The sequence below is a fragment of the Dongia sp. genome (assembly GCF_041905885.1).
Classification (GTDB): domain Bacteria; phylum Pseudomonadota; class Alphaproteobacteria; order Dongiales; family Dongiaceae; genus Dongia.
Genome location: NZ_JAYRKD010000014.1, coordinates 125,131 through 138,733 on the forward strand (window position 1 = coordinate 125,131; position 13,603 = coordinate 138,733).

General features: G+C 64.9%; 12 protein-coding genes and 1 tRNA gene. 11 read left to right on the forward strand and 2 right to left on the reverse strand.

Annotation, left to right across the window (positions count from 1 at the left end; genetic code table 11):
• Window positions 1-10: 10 nt before the first annotated feature.
• The 6 genes from lptF to ACH2CY_RS15785 all read left to right on the forward strand — a co-directional run bounded on the left by lptF (window position 11) and on the right by ACH2CY_RS15785 (window position 6,304).
• On the forward strand, window positions 11-1,201 hold the full coding sequence (lptF, locus tag ACH2CY_RS15760; protein WP_395020256.1) for an LPS export ABC transporter permease LptF: 1,191 nt from the start codon (window positions 11-13) through the stop codon (window positions 1,199-1,201).
• Window positions 1,198-2,280 (forward strand): LptF/LptG family permease, encoded by a 1,083-nt coding sequence (locus ACH2CY_RS15765; protein WP_395020257.1) that lies wholly within the window; start codon window positions 1,198-1,200, stop codon window positions 2,278-2,280. Before lptF ends, ACH2CY_RS15765 begins: the two co-directional genes overlap by 4 nt.
• 4 nt (window positions 2,281-2,284) lie before the next feature.
• Window positions 2,285-3,496, forward strand: a complete 1,212-nt coding sequence (locus ACH2CY_RS15770) for a CDP-alcohol phosphatidyltransferase family protein (RefSeq protein ID WP_395020258.1) — start codon at window positions 2,285-2,287, stop codon at window positions 3,494-3,496.
• A gap of 112 nt (window positions 3,497-3,608) precedes the next feature.
• Window positions 3,609-4,382, forward strand: coding sequence for a sterol desaturase family protein (locus tag ACH2CY_RS15775; protein WP_395020259.1), 774 nt, complete (start codon window positions 3,609-3,611; stop codon window positions 4,380-4,382).
• A 6-nt stretch (window positions 4,383-4,388) separates the two neighbouring features.
• Window positions 4,389-5,531 (forward strand): dATP pyrophosphohydrolase, encoded by a 1,143-nt coding sequence (locus ACH2CY_RS15780; RefSeq protein WP_395020260.1) that lies wholly within the window; start codon window positions 4,389-4,391, stop codon window positions 5,529-5,531.
• Entirely contained in the window at window positions 5,528-6,304 is a 777-nt protein-coding gene (locus ACH2CY_RS15785; RefSeq protein ID WP_395020261.1) for a nucleotidyltransferase family protein, read from the forward strand. The genes ACH2CY_RS15780 and ACH2CY_RS15785 overlap by 4 nt, the downstream gene beginning before the upstream one ends.
• Here the strand turns inward: ACH2CY_RS15785 and ACH2CY_RS15790 are convergent.
• Together ACH2CY_RS15790 and ACH2CY_RS15795 are read right to left on the reverse strand one after the other, a co-directional pair.
• On the reverse strand, window positions 6,279-7,007 hold the full coding sequence (locus ACH2CY_RS15790; RefSeq protein ID WP_395020262.1) for a sugar phosphate nucleotidyltransferase: 729 nt from the start codon (window positions 7,005-7,007) through the stop codon (window positions 6,279-6,281). The two genes, ACH2CY_RS15785 and ACH2CY_RS15790, sit on opposite strands and share 26 nt — an antisense overlap.
• Before the next feature lie 140 nt (window positions 7,008-7,147).
• Window positions 7,148-8,257 carry a LacI family DNA-binding transcriptional regulator gene (locus ACH2CY_RS15795; protein ID WP_395020263.1) on the reverse strand — a complete coding sequence of 370 codons (1,110 nt, stop codon included), beginning with the start codon at window positions 8,255-8,257 and terminating at the stop codon, window positions 7,148-7,150.
• Between the two features lie 226 nt (window positions 8,258-8,483).
• Here ACH2CY_RS15795 and ACH2CY_RS15800 point away from each other — a divergent pair, with 226 nt between their 5' ends.
• The 5 genes from ACH2CY_RS15800 (at window position 8,484) to ACH2CY_RS15820 (ending at window position 13,466) form a co-directional block, all read left to right on the forward strand.
• On the forward strand, window positions 8,484-9,623 hold the full coding sequence (locus ACH2CY_RS15800; protein ID WP_395020264.1) for a sugar ABC transporter substrate-binding protein: 1,140 nt from the start codon (window positions 8,484-8,486) through the stop codon (window positions 9,621-9,623).
• Window positions 9,624-9,728: 105 nt separating this feature from the next.
• Entirely contained in the window at window positions 9,729-11,297 is a 1,569-nt protein-coding gene (locus tag ACH2CY_RS15805; protein WP_395020265.1) for a sugar ABC transporter ATP-binding protein, read from the forward strand.
• On the forward strand, window positions 11,297-12,307 hold the full coding sequence (locus tag ACH2CY_RS15810) for an ABC transporter permease (RefSeq protein ID WP_395020266.1): 1,011 nt from the start codon (window positions 11,297-11,299) through the stop codon (window positions 12,305-12,307). The genes ACH2CY_RS15805 and ACH2CY_RS15810 overlap by 1 nt, the downstream gene beginning before the upstream one ends.
• Window positions 12,308-12,314: 7 nt before the next feature.
• On the forward strand, window positions 12,315-13,286 hold the full coding sequence (locus tag ACH2CY_RS15815) for an ABC transporter permease (RefSeq protein ID WP_395020267.1): 972 nt from the start codon (window positions 12,315-12,317) through the stop codon (window positions 13,284-13,286).
• Window positions 13,287-13,390: 104 nt separating this feature from the next.
• Window positions 13,391-13,466: transfer RNA gene (locus tag ACH2CY_RS15820), tRNA-Asn, on the forward strand.
• Window positions 13,467-13,603 lie beyond the last annotated feature (137 nt).

Below are 13,603 nucleotides of genomic sequence, written 5' to 3' on the forward strand. Positions count from 1 at the left end.
CGGCGGCACGATGCGCCTGATCGACGGATACATCCTGCGGCGGGTGTTGCTGCCGATGCTGGCCGCGGTCGGCATCGCGATGGCGGCGCTGCTGATGCAGCGGCTCATTCTGTTGATGGATCTCTTCGCCAACCGGGGCGTCCCGTTTTCGCTCGTCCTGGAGATGCTCGGCAACCTGGCGCCGTTCTATCTCGGCATCGCCTTGCCCGCGGCGCTCTTCATCGGCGTGCTCCATGCCGGATCGCGACTTTCCAGTGACAGCGAGCTCGACGCTATGCGTGCGGGCGGCATGTCGCTGCTCCGGCTGATGCTGCCGGTGCTGGCGCTCGCCGCGGTCCTGGCGGTGATCAGCGGCTATCTGCTCGGCTGGTTGCAGCCACTGACGCGGTACAACTATCGCGCCCTGGTGCATGCCGTCACCGACACGCAATGGGATTCCGCCATCGAGCGTGGCGCCTTCTTCACCGGATTCGGCGGCAAGACGATCTGGGTCGGCGACATCTCCGAGGACGGGCATACCCTCACCAAAGTCTTCGTCAAGGAGAAGGGCGAAGACGGCCATAATATCATCCTGACCGCCGAGCGCGGCGATCTCCTGAAGCAGCCGGATCTGGAGCTCACTCTATCGCTGCACAATGGCGCCCGCTCCGAAACCTCGGCGAACGGCGATACGATCCAGAGCATGACCTTCACCCAGCTCGACTTGCCGCTTGAATCGATCGCGTCCCAGCCCTACGGACCGCGTGGCGGGAAGGAATCCGAGCTCACCCTCACCGAGTTGGCCCGCTACACCGTCAATACGCCGGACCATCTGGACCAAGAAGACATCCTCGCCCAGCTTAACGAACGGCTGGTGCGCAGCGTCTCGATCCTCTTCCTGCCGCTCCTCGCTTTCCCGATCGGTATCTCCTCGCGACGAACGTCGAAGAGCCTGCGGATGATCGTCGGGGTGCTGTTCCTGATCTCCTATTACGAGGTGCTGCAGTTCGGGGAGGCCTGGGTCAGCAAGGGCCGGATCGGCCCGGCCTTGGCGCTCTGGCTGCCCTGCGGCATCTTCGCGTCCTGCAGTCTCTGGCTGTTTTGGGTCGCCGAGCGCAGGCCCGGCCAGGATCCGTTGGCCCGTATCTTCGACGACGTCGCCGCCCTTGGCCGCTTCTTTCAGCGGCGGCTACCGGATGGCTTGCGCGGGGCCGGCGCATGAGCACTTTCAGCCGTTATGTCTTGCGCGTCTTCTTCGCCCAGCTGGCGCTGCTGCTGATCAGCTTCACCGCGCTGCTCCAGGTGTTCGACCTGCTCTCGAACAGCATCGACGTGCTGAAGCGCGGCGACGGGCATTTCAGCGCGCTGGCGCTCTATGCCGTGCTGCGACTGCCGGAGATCGTGAGCTTCCTGACGCCGTTCGGCGTGCTGCTCGCCACCTTGATGACCCTGGGGCGGCTCGAGCGCGACAACGAGATCCTCGCCTTCAAGGCCTCCGGTGCGCCCTACAACGCCGTGTTGCTCTCCTTCCTGCCGGCCGTGCTCCTGGTCGGCGTCGCGCATTTCCTGCTGGCGGACCAGGTGGTCCCGCGGACGATCAATGCCATGGTGGCACGCGACATCTATGTCGACCGCAACTCGAAATCCGACGGCGACCCGGTCTTCATCCAGGACGGCCGCTCCGTCGTCGAGGTCACCAGCGTCGGCAAAAATGGTGCGACCTTGCGGGAAATGCGGATCTTCGAGCGCGGCGACACCGGCATCCTGGTCCGCGTCCGCCAAGCCGCCGAGGCCCGCTACGACACCCAGGCGCGGCAATGGACGCTGAGCGACGTCTGGACCACTTCGATCACGCCGGATCATCCGTCGGAGGCTGGCCATAACGGCACGATGATCTGGGAGACCAGCCTGACCCCGGCCGAGTTCTCCAACCTGATCGAGCTGCCGCAGGCGATGAGCCTGGCCAAGATCTGGTCCTTTGCCACCTCGCAGGATGTCGGCGTCCGGCCGACCTATTTCTACGAAGCCTGGCTGCAGAAGCGTTTCTCGCTGCCGATGAGCTCGATCCTGATGATCCTGCTCGCGGCACCCGTGGCGCACAGCATCTATCGCCGGGACCGCGGGCTTGCCGCCGGCATGGCGATCGGCTTTGGCCTGGGCTTCCTGTATTTCATCGCCGATGGGCTGGTCATGTCCTTGGGGGAATCCGGCGCCGTGCCGCCGGTGGTCGCCGCCTGGATGCCCATCCTCGTCTTCGCCAGCGTCGGCGGCGCCTGGCTCATCCGTCTCGAAGGTTACTAGCAGAATGAAATTGTGGATCGACGCTGCGGAAGCTTCCGCGCAGCGTGTCTTCGGCATGTCCCTGATCGAACGCCACCTCAAGGCGGCGCGGCATCAGAAGATCGAAATCAGCGAAGTCATCGTCGATTGCGGCAGTGCCGCCGAGACCGAGTTCGTGCTCGAACCGCGCCTCAAGGCACCGGTGCGTGTCGTGAAGTCGGCCGGCACCTGTGGCGAGCGCCTGGCGGCGGCGGCGGCGAACGAGCCCGTGCTCGCGACCGATGCCGCATCCCTGGCCGATGCCAGGCTGTATGGCTATCTCGGCCAGAATGCCGGCAGCAAGGTCGCGCGCGGCGATGCGCCGGACAGCGACGCCGTCATCGCGCGGGTCGAGCCCGCCGACGTTTCGCGGATCAACGCAACGGCGAACACGCTGTCGCAGGCGGCGGCCGCCTTGCCGGCGCTGACGCAGGCCGAGTTTCCGGCCTTTATCCGCAAGCTGCGGCGCAGCACCCCCTACTACCTGTTCCACGTCGGCACGGCGGAGCAGGCGCGCAAGGTCGAGCGTTTCCTGTTCTGGTCGAACTACAAGGGCTCAACCGACTTCTTCACCAAGTATGTCTATCCGCCGCTGGTCTGGCTGATGGTGCCGCCGCTGGCGCGGGCACGGGTGCATCCCAATGTCGTGACCGCGGTCAGCATCTTCCTGACCCTGATCGCGGTGCCGCTCTTCGCCGAAGGCTATTGGGCATTGGGTTTCCTCTGCGCCTATGGCATGAGCGTGCTCGATTCGGTCGACGGCAAGCTGGCGCGGCTCACCTTCACCGATTCATGGCTCGGCAACATCCTCGACCATGGACTCGACCTGGTGCACCCGCCCTTCTGGTATCTGGCCTGGGCCTGGGGGCTGACCGGGGGCGATACCAGCTCGCCCGCCTGGACCGCCGGCCTGGTGATGCTGGGCCTCTATGTCCTCGACCGGCTGATTCTGGCGATCTATCCGCGGCGCTTTCAAAAGGGCCTGCACACGCATGCCCCGATCGACGGCCTGGTGCGCACCTTCATCTCGCGCCGAAACATCAATCTTCCTTTATTTACAGTCGGTTATTACATCGGGCTCGGGGTGCCGACTCTCTATCTGATCGTCGTTTGGCAGGCTCTGACCTGCCTCTATCACGGCGGTCGAACCTTCTGGATCTTCTGTGTCGAGAAGGCCCGGCCGCAGAAGCCGGTCTGATGCCGGCAACATGACTGCGTCGGATCGCAGCATCGCGCCCGGCGCGCTTGCTCCAATGCCTTGATCCGCTTAGATTACCGGCAAATTTCCATCCCTGAGAATTGGCGGCGTGATGAGCGGTTTCTGGAAGAACCGGACCCATAATCTGGCGCGGATGTCCCTGCAGGACCTGATCCGCGCCTTCTTCACCTATCCGTCCGTGCTCGGCTACATCGCCATCGCACTGGTGAGTTTCTATCTCGTGGCGCGCTGGTACGTCTCGCCGCTGCCGCTGGTGGTCGCCTGGGTCGCGACCGGCGTGGTCTACCCAGCCGTTTGGTATGTGCTGCACCGCTGGGTGCTGCATGGCCAATATCTCTACCGCTCGCCCTTGACGGCTGCGGTCTGGAAGCGGATCCACTTCGACCATCACCAGGATCCGCACAACCTGGTCGTGCTGTTTGGCGCGCTCTACACCACACTGCCCACCATCGGCATCGTCACCCTCCCGATCGGCTATTGGATCGGCGGTCCGGCGGGGTCGGCGATGGCCTTCGGCGCCGGCATCGTGATCACGCTGTTCTACGAGTTCTGCCATTGCATGCAGCACCTGAACACCGCGCCGAAGACCAGGTTCATGAAGCGCATCAAGCAGCTGCATCTCGCCCATCATTTCCACAATGAGCAGGGCAATTTCGGCATCACCAACTATCTCTGGGACCGCCTGTTCGGCACCTTCTACGCCAAGGCGAAGAACGTGCCGAAGAGCGCCACGGTGTTCAACATCGGCTATACCGAAGAGATGGCCGCGAAATATCCCTGGGTGAACAAGCTCTCCAATTACACCCGCGGCGACGGCAACCCGCGGCGCTTCCGCAGCGAGCCGGCGCCGGGCGAGAGCATCTAGCCTTCCATGAGCGCTTCCGTCGTCGTCTCCCCGGTCGCAGGCCGGTCGGATCTCGCGGCGTTCATCCAGCTCCCGAAGCGGCTCTATCGCGGTCAGCAAGGTTACATCGCGCCACTCGACATGGAGCGCGGCGAAGCGCTCTCGCCGAAGACCAACCCTTTCTTCGACCATGCCGAGGTGCAGCTGTTTCTGGCGCGGCGCGACGGCAAGGTGGTCGGGCGCATCTCGGCGCAGATCGACAAGCTGCATCTGGAGAAATACGGCGACCGGACCGGCCATTTCGGCTTCCTCGATGCCGAGGACGACCCGGCGATCTTCACGGCCTTGATCGAGGCGGCGGAAGGTTGGCTGCGCAAGAAGGGCATGACCCGTGCCGTCGGTCCCTTGAGCTTCTCCACCAACGAAGAGATCGGCGTGATGGTCGAGGGCTTCCAGTCCCTCCCCATGCTGCTGATGCCGTTCCAACTGCCCTATAATGCACCGCTGATCGAGGCTCAGGGCTACGCCAAGACCAAGGACGTCTTCGCCTATCACCTCCGCAAGGATGACTACAAGCCGCTGGCATCCCAGCGCATGCTGGATCGCGCCGCCGCTGAAGGCGGCGTTCGGGTTCGCAACATCGACATGAAGCGCTTCGCCGCCGAGATCGCGACCGTCATCGACATCTTCAACGATGCCTGGTCGCAGAACTGGGGCATGGTGCCGTTCACCGAGAAGGAGATGGCGGCGGCGGCCAAGGGGTTGAAGCTGCTGATCGACCCCAAGATGGTGGTGATCGCCGAGCAGAACGGCGAGGCCGCCGGCATGATGGTCTGCCTGCCCAACCTGCTGGAAGCCGTACGTGACCTCGACGGCAAGCTGTTTCCCTTCGGCATCGTGAAGCTGCTCTACCGGTTGAAGACCAACAAGGTGCGCTCCGGCCGCATTCCGCTGATGGGAATCCGGCGCAAGCACCACGGCACGGTGCTGGGCGCCACGCTCCTGCCGATGATGTTCGAGAAGCTGCGCACACGCTTCCTGGAGCGCAACCTGGAGCAGCTCGAGATGGGCTGGATCCTGGAGGACAACAGCGCGATGCGGCGCGTGCTCGAGGGCATCGGCGGTCGGGTCTATAAGACCTATCGCGTCTACGAGAAGGCACTCGCTTGATCGACGCCTTGATCCTCGCCGGCAGCCGCGGCCCGCATGATCCCGTCGCAGCCCTCGGCAAGGTCGCGCACAAGGCGCTGACGCCGATCGCGGGGCGCCCGATGCTGGCTTACGTGCTCGATGCGGTGCGCGGCATGCCGGAGGTCGACCGCATCCACATCTGCATCGACGCGGAGACCGATCTCCGGCCGGTCACCAACGGCACGCCGTTCATCCGTATCCCGCCCGCCAACAGCCCCGCCGCCAGTGTCGCCGCCGCTCTGCAACAGATCGACGGCGATCGCCCGCTGCTGATCACCACGGCCGACCATCCGCTGCTCACCCCGGAGATCATCGCGCATTTCCTGACGCACGCTCCGCAGGAGGCTGACCTCTGCGTCGGCCTGGCCGAAGCCGAGACCATTACCAAGGCCTTTCCGGAAGGCCGGCGCACTTTCTATCGCCTGGCCGGACGCGGCTACAGCGGCTGCAATCTCTTCCTGGCGCGAAAACCCGGCGCGGTGCGGGTCGCAGAATACTGGCGGCGCATGGAAGGCCATCGCAAGAACCCGCTGCGCCTGGTCCGCGAGATCGGTTTCGGCGCGCTGATCCGCTATGCGCTGGGCATGCTGAGCCTCGACGGCGCCTTCCGGCATGTGTCGAAACTGACCGCGGCGAAGATCGCGCCGGTGATCCTGCCCTTCGCCGAAGCGGCAACCGATGTCGACAAGCCCTCCGACCATGCACTGGTCGAAGGGATTTTGCGGGCTAGAACGTCTCGACCAGCGCGCTGACGCGTTCGAAGTCGGCGGGAAAATCGACTTCGCCCCAGCGCAACCCTTCGATCGAACATGTTTCAACCTGGTGGCGCTCGGCGATCTGGCCGATCACCTTCAGGTACCACCACTTCAAACCCTCGGGCGTGTGCATCATCGCCTCGAGTGTATCGGTGAAGAGCTTCGGTCCCTCACCGCGGAAGTAGAGCATGCCGATCGATTCCGCGTTGGATCGCTCCGGCGGCAGATGCTTGCCGATCTCGGTCAGGCGGGTGCCTTTGCGGTGCACCTTCATGTCGTCGGCGTCGTAGCCGTTCTCCTTCACGTCGACCGTGACGGTGATCGGCGCGGCGGGGCTGGCGAGCAGACGCTTCACGCAATCCGGCTCGATCACGGTGTCGCCGTTCAGGATGATGAAGTCGCGGCCCATCTCGGCCCGCGCCATCCAGCAGCTGGCGAGATTGTCGGCCAGCTTGAAGAAGGGATTGTAGACGGTGCGGATCTTGAGCTTCGGCCCCGCCAGCTTGTCGAGCAGCGCCGCCACGTCCGGCGCGTGATAGCCGGTGACCACGGCGATGTCATCGATGCCGTTCTGGGTCAGCGCCCAGATTTGCCATTCGATCAGAGTCTTCGGCCCGAGCGGCAGCAGGCATTTCGGGCGACCTTCGGTCAGCGGCAGCAGGCGCGAGCCCTGGCCCGCGCTCAAGATGACGGCTCTCATTTACTCACCAAGCTGGGGGAAGTCCCCGGAATCCGGCCGGAAATCGGCGTTTCGGGGCGCGAGAATGGTGGGGAAGCCCCCACCTGTCAACCCACAAGGCCATGCCGACCCTGGGACATTTCGCCTTGCCGATCAGGCGGTTACTTGGCGAGTGCGCGGGCGCGGACGGTGCGGGCGCCACCCGCGCGGCCCCGCTTCACCGTGCTGCCGCGGGTCACGATCTCGAAGCCGAGATCGATCCGGGGTTGCTTTGGCCTGGCGCCCGAGCCGCGAATGATTTCCAGCACGATCTCCGCGGCGAGACGCGCCATTTCGTAGCGCGGGATCGCGACCGAGCTCAGCGCCGGATAGGAGCTGGCGCAGAAATCGAGATCGTTGAAGCCGATGATCGAAAGGTCCTCCGGCACCTTGATGCCGCGCCGCTGGCATTCGAACAGCGCACCCAAAGCAAGGTCGTCGTTGCAGCAGAACACCGCCTGGAGGCCCGGCACCTTGTCCAGCATCTCGGTGAACAGCTCCGCGCCGCGTTTCACCGAGGATTGCTGCAGGTTGGCGATCACCATGCCTTCGCTGTCGAGGCCGGCATCGGCCATCGCCTTCTGATAGCCCTCCATGCGGCGCCGGGCGCGGAAATCGACCCGCGCCGCGATATGCGCCACCTTGCGGTGGCCGAGATCGAGCAGGAAGCGCGTGGCGGCATAGCCGGCGCCGCGCTGCGACATGCCGATGTTGATGTCGATCGGCTTCTCGGCGATCTCCATGGTCTGCACCACGGGGACGCCGCAGCCTTCGAGCAGCTTGCGGGCGCGCTCGGTCTGGTCGATGCCGGCCACGATCATCGCCTCGGCGTGGTGGCCGATCAGGGTCGCGATCGCCCGCTCCTCTTCCGCTTGGGAATAGCGGCTGTTCAGCACCAGGACCTGGAAACCTTTCGGCAGGAAAGCGTCGTGCAAGGCCTTCAGGTATTCGACGAAGACGCCGTTGGTCAGCGACGGCACCACCACGCCGATGATGTGACTCCGCGAGGAAGCCAGGGCGCTTGCGAGATAGTTTGGAACATATCCAAGCTCTCGCACCGCAGCATCGATGCGCCGCCGCACGTCATCGGAAACCATCTCCGGCTTCCTGAGCGCGCGCGAAACCGTGACCGCGCTGACCCCCGCCCGCGCCGCAACATCCGACAGCTTGGCCCGCCCGGCAGGTTTCCCGCGGCGTGACTTTCCGGTTATGCGCCCGGTGCGTTGCGGCATGCGACGAGCTCTTCCCCTGTCCGACTGTACTTTATATCTGAAGCGTTTTTTCTGGCCGGCATTGACAGCGCTTTCATCCTATAATACCCATATCGATGCTAGGTCAACGTCGATGGGGAACTCGCTTGCGCGGTGACGTCAGTGACCGTCGCGGGGGACAACGACAGAGCACCCTTCAGCGTTCGACCGGGAAAGAAACATAAGAACCGTCCTTGGGAGGATGCCTATGTACCGGACGCTTACGCGCCGGAAGGCGAGCATTGCTGCTGCCGTGCTGCTGTCTTCCGTTTTCAGCTTCTCTGCCATCGCCGCCGGCCCGGAAGTGGTTGCCGGCCCCGCCGCCGATCCCCAGTGCTTCGTGCCCTGGGCCGACAGCACCAAGTTCTTCAAGTTTCCGAAAAAGGAAGGCCCGTATCGCATCGCGCTCGCGAACGGCTTCATCGCCAACACCTGGCGCATTCAGATGATCAAGACCGCCAAGGCCTATGCGGCGCAGCCCGAAGTCGCTGCCAAGCTGAAGGAGTTCAAGGTGGTCTCAACCGGCGAGGATGTCGCCGCGCAGATCTCCGCGGTCAGCAACTTCATCGATTCCGGTTATGACGCCATCGTCGTGAACGCGCAGAACCCGACCGCCTTCGCGCCGGTGATCAAGCGCGCCAAAGCCAAGGGCGTGGTGCTGGTCGCCTTCGACAACATTCTCGACACCGAGGATGCGATCAACGTCAACGTCGACCAGAAGGGCCTCGGCGAATACTGGGCGCGCTGGCTGGTGAAGCAGATCCCGAACGGCGGCAAGATCCTCGAGGTGCGCGGCGTCGCCGGCACCTCGGTGGACACCGACCGCCACAACGGCATCCACGAAGTGCTCGATGCCTCGGGCAAGAAGTGGGACGTCGTGGAAGTCGTCGGCAAGTGGGATGACGGCACGGCGCAGAAGGTCTCGGCCGATGCGATCGCGGTGCAGAAGAAGTTCGACGGCATCACCGTGCAGGGCGGCTCGACGGGTACGGTCCGCGCCTTCATGGACGCCGGCCATCCCTTCGTGCCGGTCGGCGGCGAGACCGAGAACGGCTTCCGCAAGCTCTGCGCCGCCCATGGCGGCGAGGGCCTGAAATGCGCCTCCGGCGGCACCGGCCCGGCGCAGGTCGCCGTGGCCATCAAGACCGCAATCGCGGCGCTTGAGGGCCAGGTGGTCCCGCAATCGGTGAAGCTGCCGCTCGCGACCACCGAAGACCCGAACTTCAAGGACGGCGAGAACTTCTACGGCAAGGAAGGCGACAACTTCTTCGTCGGCAACTCCTTCCCGACCTGTGGCATCAACTTCAGCGCCACGGAAATCATGGGCCAGTCGGAAGCGAACCAGTAACGACTGGAATATCGGTTGACGAAAGCCGGCGCCGCTGGAGAAGCTTCTCCACGGCGCCGGTTTGTCATCCCCGGATTCCAGGGACCATGATTTGAGAAGCACGTGATGGACGGTTCTGCTCCTGCTCCCCTGTTCCGCATGGAAGGCGTTTCCAAGCGCTATGGCGGCGTCAACGCGCTGACCAACGCCGACCTCACCGTCGAGGCGGGCCGTATCCATGGCGTGCTCGGCGAAAACGGGGCCGGCAAATCCACGCTCATGAAGGTGATGGCGGGGGTGGTTCAGCCCAATGAGGGCCGGATGTCGCTCGACGGCAACCCGGTCTCCTTCGCCAATCCCGCCGCGGCGAATGCAGCGGGGATCGTCTGCATCTTCCAGGAACTCTCGCTGGTGCCCGATCTCTCGGTCGCCGACAACATCTGCATCAGCAACCCGCCGAAGCGCTTCGGCCTGATCGACCGCAAGGCGCAGCGCCGCATCGCCGAGGAAGCGCTGTCGCGCGCCGGCGGCGAAGACATCCACCCGATGGCGCCGATCAAGGACCTGCCGCTCTCGCGCCGGCAACTGGTCGAGATCGCCAAGGCCCTGGTACGCAACCCGCGCATCCTGATCCTCGACGAGGCGACCTCGGCGCTGACCGCGGCCGACGTGCGCAAGGTCTTCTCGGTGCTGAAGCGGCTGCGGCAGGAAGGCCTTGCCCTGCTCTACATCTCGCATCGCATGGCGGAGATCGCCGAGCTCGCCGACGAATGCACGGTGTTCCGCAACGGACGCAACGTCGGCACCTTCAAGTCCGGCGCCAAGTCCGACACCGAGATCGTCGAGCTGATGATCGGCCGCGAATACACCCATGCCTTTCCGCCCAAACCGGCGGCGAAGACGACGGCCGTGACGCCGGCGCTCGAAGTGCGCAATCTCTCCTGGAACAACCGCCTCAAGGACATTTCGCTCACCGCGCGTGCCGGCGAGATCGTCGGGCTGGGCGGCCTCGACGGCCAGGGCCAGCGCGAGCTGCTGCTGGCGCTGTTCGGCGTGCTGCGCAGCACCACCGGCGAGATCCTGATCGACGGCAAGAAGGTTTCCCTCTCCGGCCCGAGCGACGCCAAGCATGGCAGCTGCGGCATGGCGCTCATCCCCGAGGATCGCAAGACCGAGGGCCTGATGCTGCCGATGTCGGTGCGCGACAATCTCTCGATGGCCTCGCTCGGCCGGGTTTCCAAGGGCGGCCTGGTCGATCGCGTCGCCGAGAACAAGGCGATCGACGAGATGATCGCGCTGCTCGCCATCAAGACCGACGGCACCGCGGTGCCGGTCGGCACGCTCTCCGGCGGCAACCAGCAGAAGATCGTCATCGCCAAATGGCTGATGACCCGGCCCAAGGTGATCCTGCTCAACGATCCGACGCGCGGCATCGACGTCGGCACCAAGGCCGAGATCTACCAGCTGCTGCGCAAGCTGGCCGACCAGGGTGCGGCGATCCTCTACTACTCGACCGATTACGACGAGCTGGTCGGCTGCTGCGACCGGGTGCTGGTGCTCTATGACGGCGCGATCGGCCGGGTCCTGGCCGGCGCCGAGATCACCGAGCGCGCGCTGGTCTCGAGCGCGCTCAATCTCGGCAGTGCCCATGTCGAGGCCGGCACGAGCGCCATGGCCGGCGCGGGAGCCGAATGATGACCGACCACGCCCTTGCCGCCCCGCAGACCAGCGACTGGCGCTACTGGTTCGGCGAGCAGCGCGGCACCCTGCTGGCGCTCGCCGTGTTCATCGCGATGTTCGCGATCTACAGCGGCAACCACCCGGCCGGCTTCAGCGCCGACGTCGTCACCACGGCGGCCAACAAGGGCGTGCTGCTGGCGCTGGTGGCGATGGCGCAGACCTTCGTGGTGCTGACCGCCGGCATCGATCTATCGGTCGGTTTCATCTTCATCCTCACCAACTGCCTCGCCTCGCATATCGTGCTGGGCTCGCCGATCCAGACCACGTTCGGCGTCATCGGCGTGCTCGCGGCGGGCCTGGCCTGCGGCGCGCTCAACGGGGCCATCGTGATTTATGGTCGGCTGCAGCCGATCGTCACCACGATCGCGACCGGTGCGGCTTTCTACGGCATCGCCTTGCTGCTGCGCGAGCAGCCCGGCGGCGACGTCAACGAGGATCTCGCCGACTTCCTGACCAACCAGTTCCCCGGCGGCATCCCGGCCAGCGCGGTGGCGCTGCTGGCGGTCGTGCTGGTGATCTGGGTGCCGTTCCGCAAGTCGATGCTGGGGCGCGTGGTCTATGCCGTCGGCTCGTCGGAACCCGCGGCCTATATGTCCGGCCTCGACATCCGGCGCGCCAAGTTCACCGCCTATGCCTTGGGCGGCCTGCTGGCTTCGATCGGCGGGCTGTTCATCACCTTCGTCACCTATACCGGCGAAGCCTCCTTGGCCAACGCGAACACCTATACCCTGAACTCGATCGCCGCGGTGGTGCTGGGCGGCGTCTCGCTGTTCGGCGGCAAGGGCAGCGCGGTCGGCGCGATCTTCGGCGCCCTCATCTTCCGCACCATCGGCGATCTGCTGTTCGTCTTCGATCTCGATCCGCTCTGGCAGCCGCTGTTCCTCGGCGTCGTGCTGCTGATCTCGGTCTGCCTCGGCTCGCTGCGCCTGTTCCGCATCCGCAACCGGCTTGATCTCTTCGGATGATGCCGTCATGAGCAATCCCCTCGCCCGCGTTCCCGTGCTGAGCCGGCTCGATCCCGCCGTGCTGACCGCCTTCGGCTGCATCATCCTGCTGCTGCTGTTCGGCGCGATGCGGAACCCGAACTTCCTGTCGCCGGACTATCTGCTGCTGCAGCTGCAGGTCGGTTCCTTCCTGGCCATGGTCGCGACCGGCATGATGCTGGTGATCCTGCTGGGCCAGATCGATCTTTCGGTGCCCTGGATCATCTCCGTCGGCGGCATGATGTCGACCGCGGCGGTCGGCTGGGGGCCTTGGGGTGCCACCTTCGCTATTCCGGTCGGGGTGCTTTGCGGCCTCATTTTCGGCCTGGTGAACGGGATCGGCGTCGCCTATCTGCGCGTGCCCTCGATGATCTTCACCCTCGGCATCAACGCCGTGGCGCAAGGCTTCATGGTGGTCCGCACCGGCGGTTTCGCGCCACAGGACATGGCGACCGAAAGCATGCATGACCTCGCCACCGGACGGGCGATCCTCGGCATCCCCAACCCGGTCTGGGTCTGGATCGCCGTCGGCGCCGCGACCGTGTTCCTGCTGCGCCGGACCGTGTTCGGCCGCGCCATCTATGCGATCGGCAACCGCGAGATCGCGGCCTATCTCTCCGGCATCCCGACCCAGCGCGTCGTGCTCGCGGTCTTCGCGATCTCGGGGGCGCTCGCCGCTTTCGCCGGCGCGCTCATCGCCGGCTATTCGACCAAGGCCTATCAGGGCATGGGCGACCCCTACCTGCTGCCCTCGATTGCGGCGGTGGTCCTGGGCGGCACCTCGATCCTGGGCGGGCGCGGCACTTACCTCGGGACGGTGGCCGGCGTCATCCTGATCACCCTGCTGCAGTCGATTCTGTCGGTCGAGCAGATCCCCGAAGCTTATCGGCAGCTGATCTTCGGCGCGGTCATCGTCGCCATGCTGCTGCTCTACGGCCGGGGCGCCAAGGTCGCGGCATAATCCTGAAAATCCAGGCCTTTAGCTGGAACTCCCGAAGCGATTAAGGGGTTTGCAGGGACGGTTCGGCTTTGCTATAAGCAGCGCCGCCAGAGATATGGCCCTGTTCCTCGGTAGCTCAGCTGGTAGAGCGTCGGACTGTTAATCCGCAGGTCGTTGGTTCGAGTCCAACCCGAGGAGCCAATCTCCCAGTTGTCCGGACCGGACACATAGGTAACAGGTCGTACTGGAGACATGGGTTACAACCCGGGGCCAAACGGGTTGTCTGTGGGTTGCAGGGTCTTTTGCTCCAGATCGATGAAGCCGAGATCGTAGCGCAT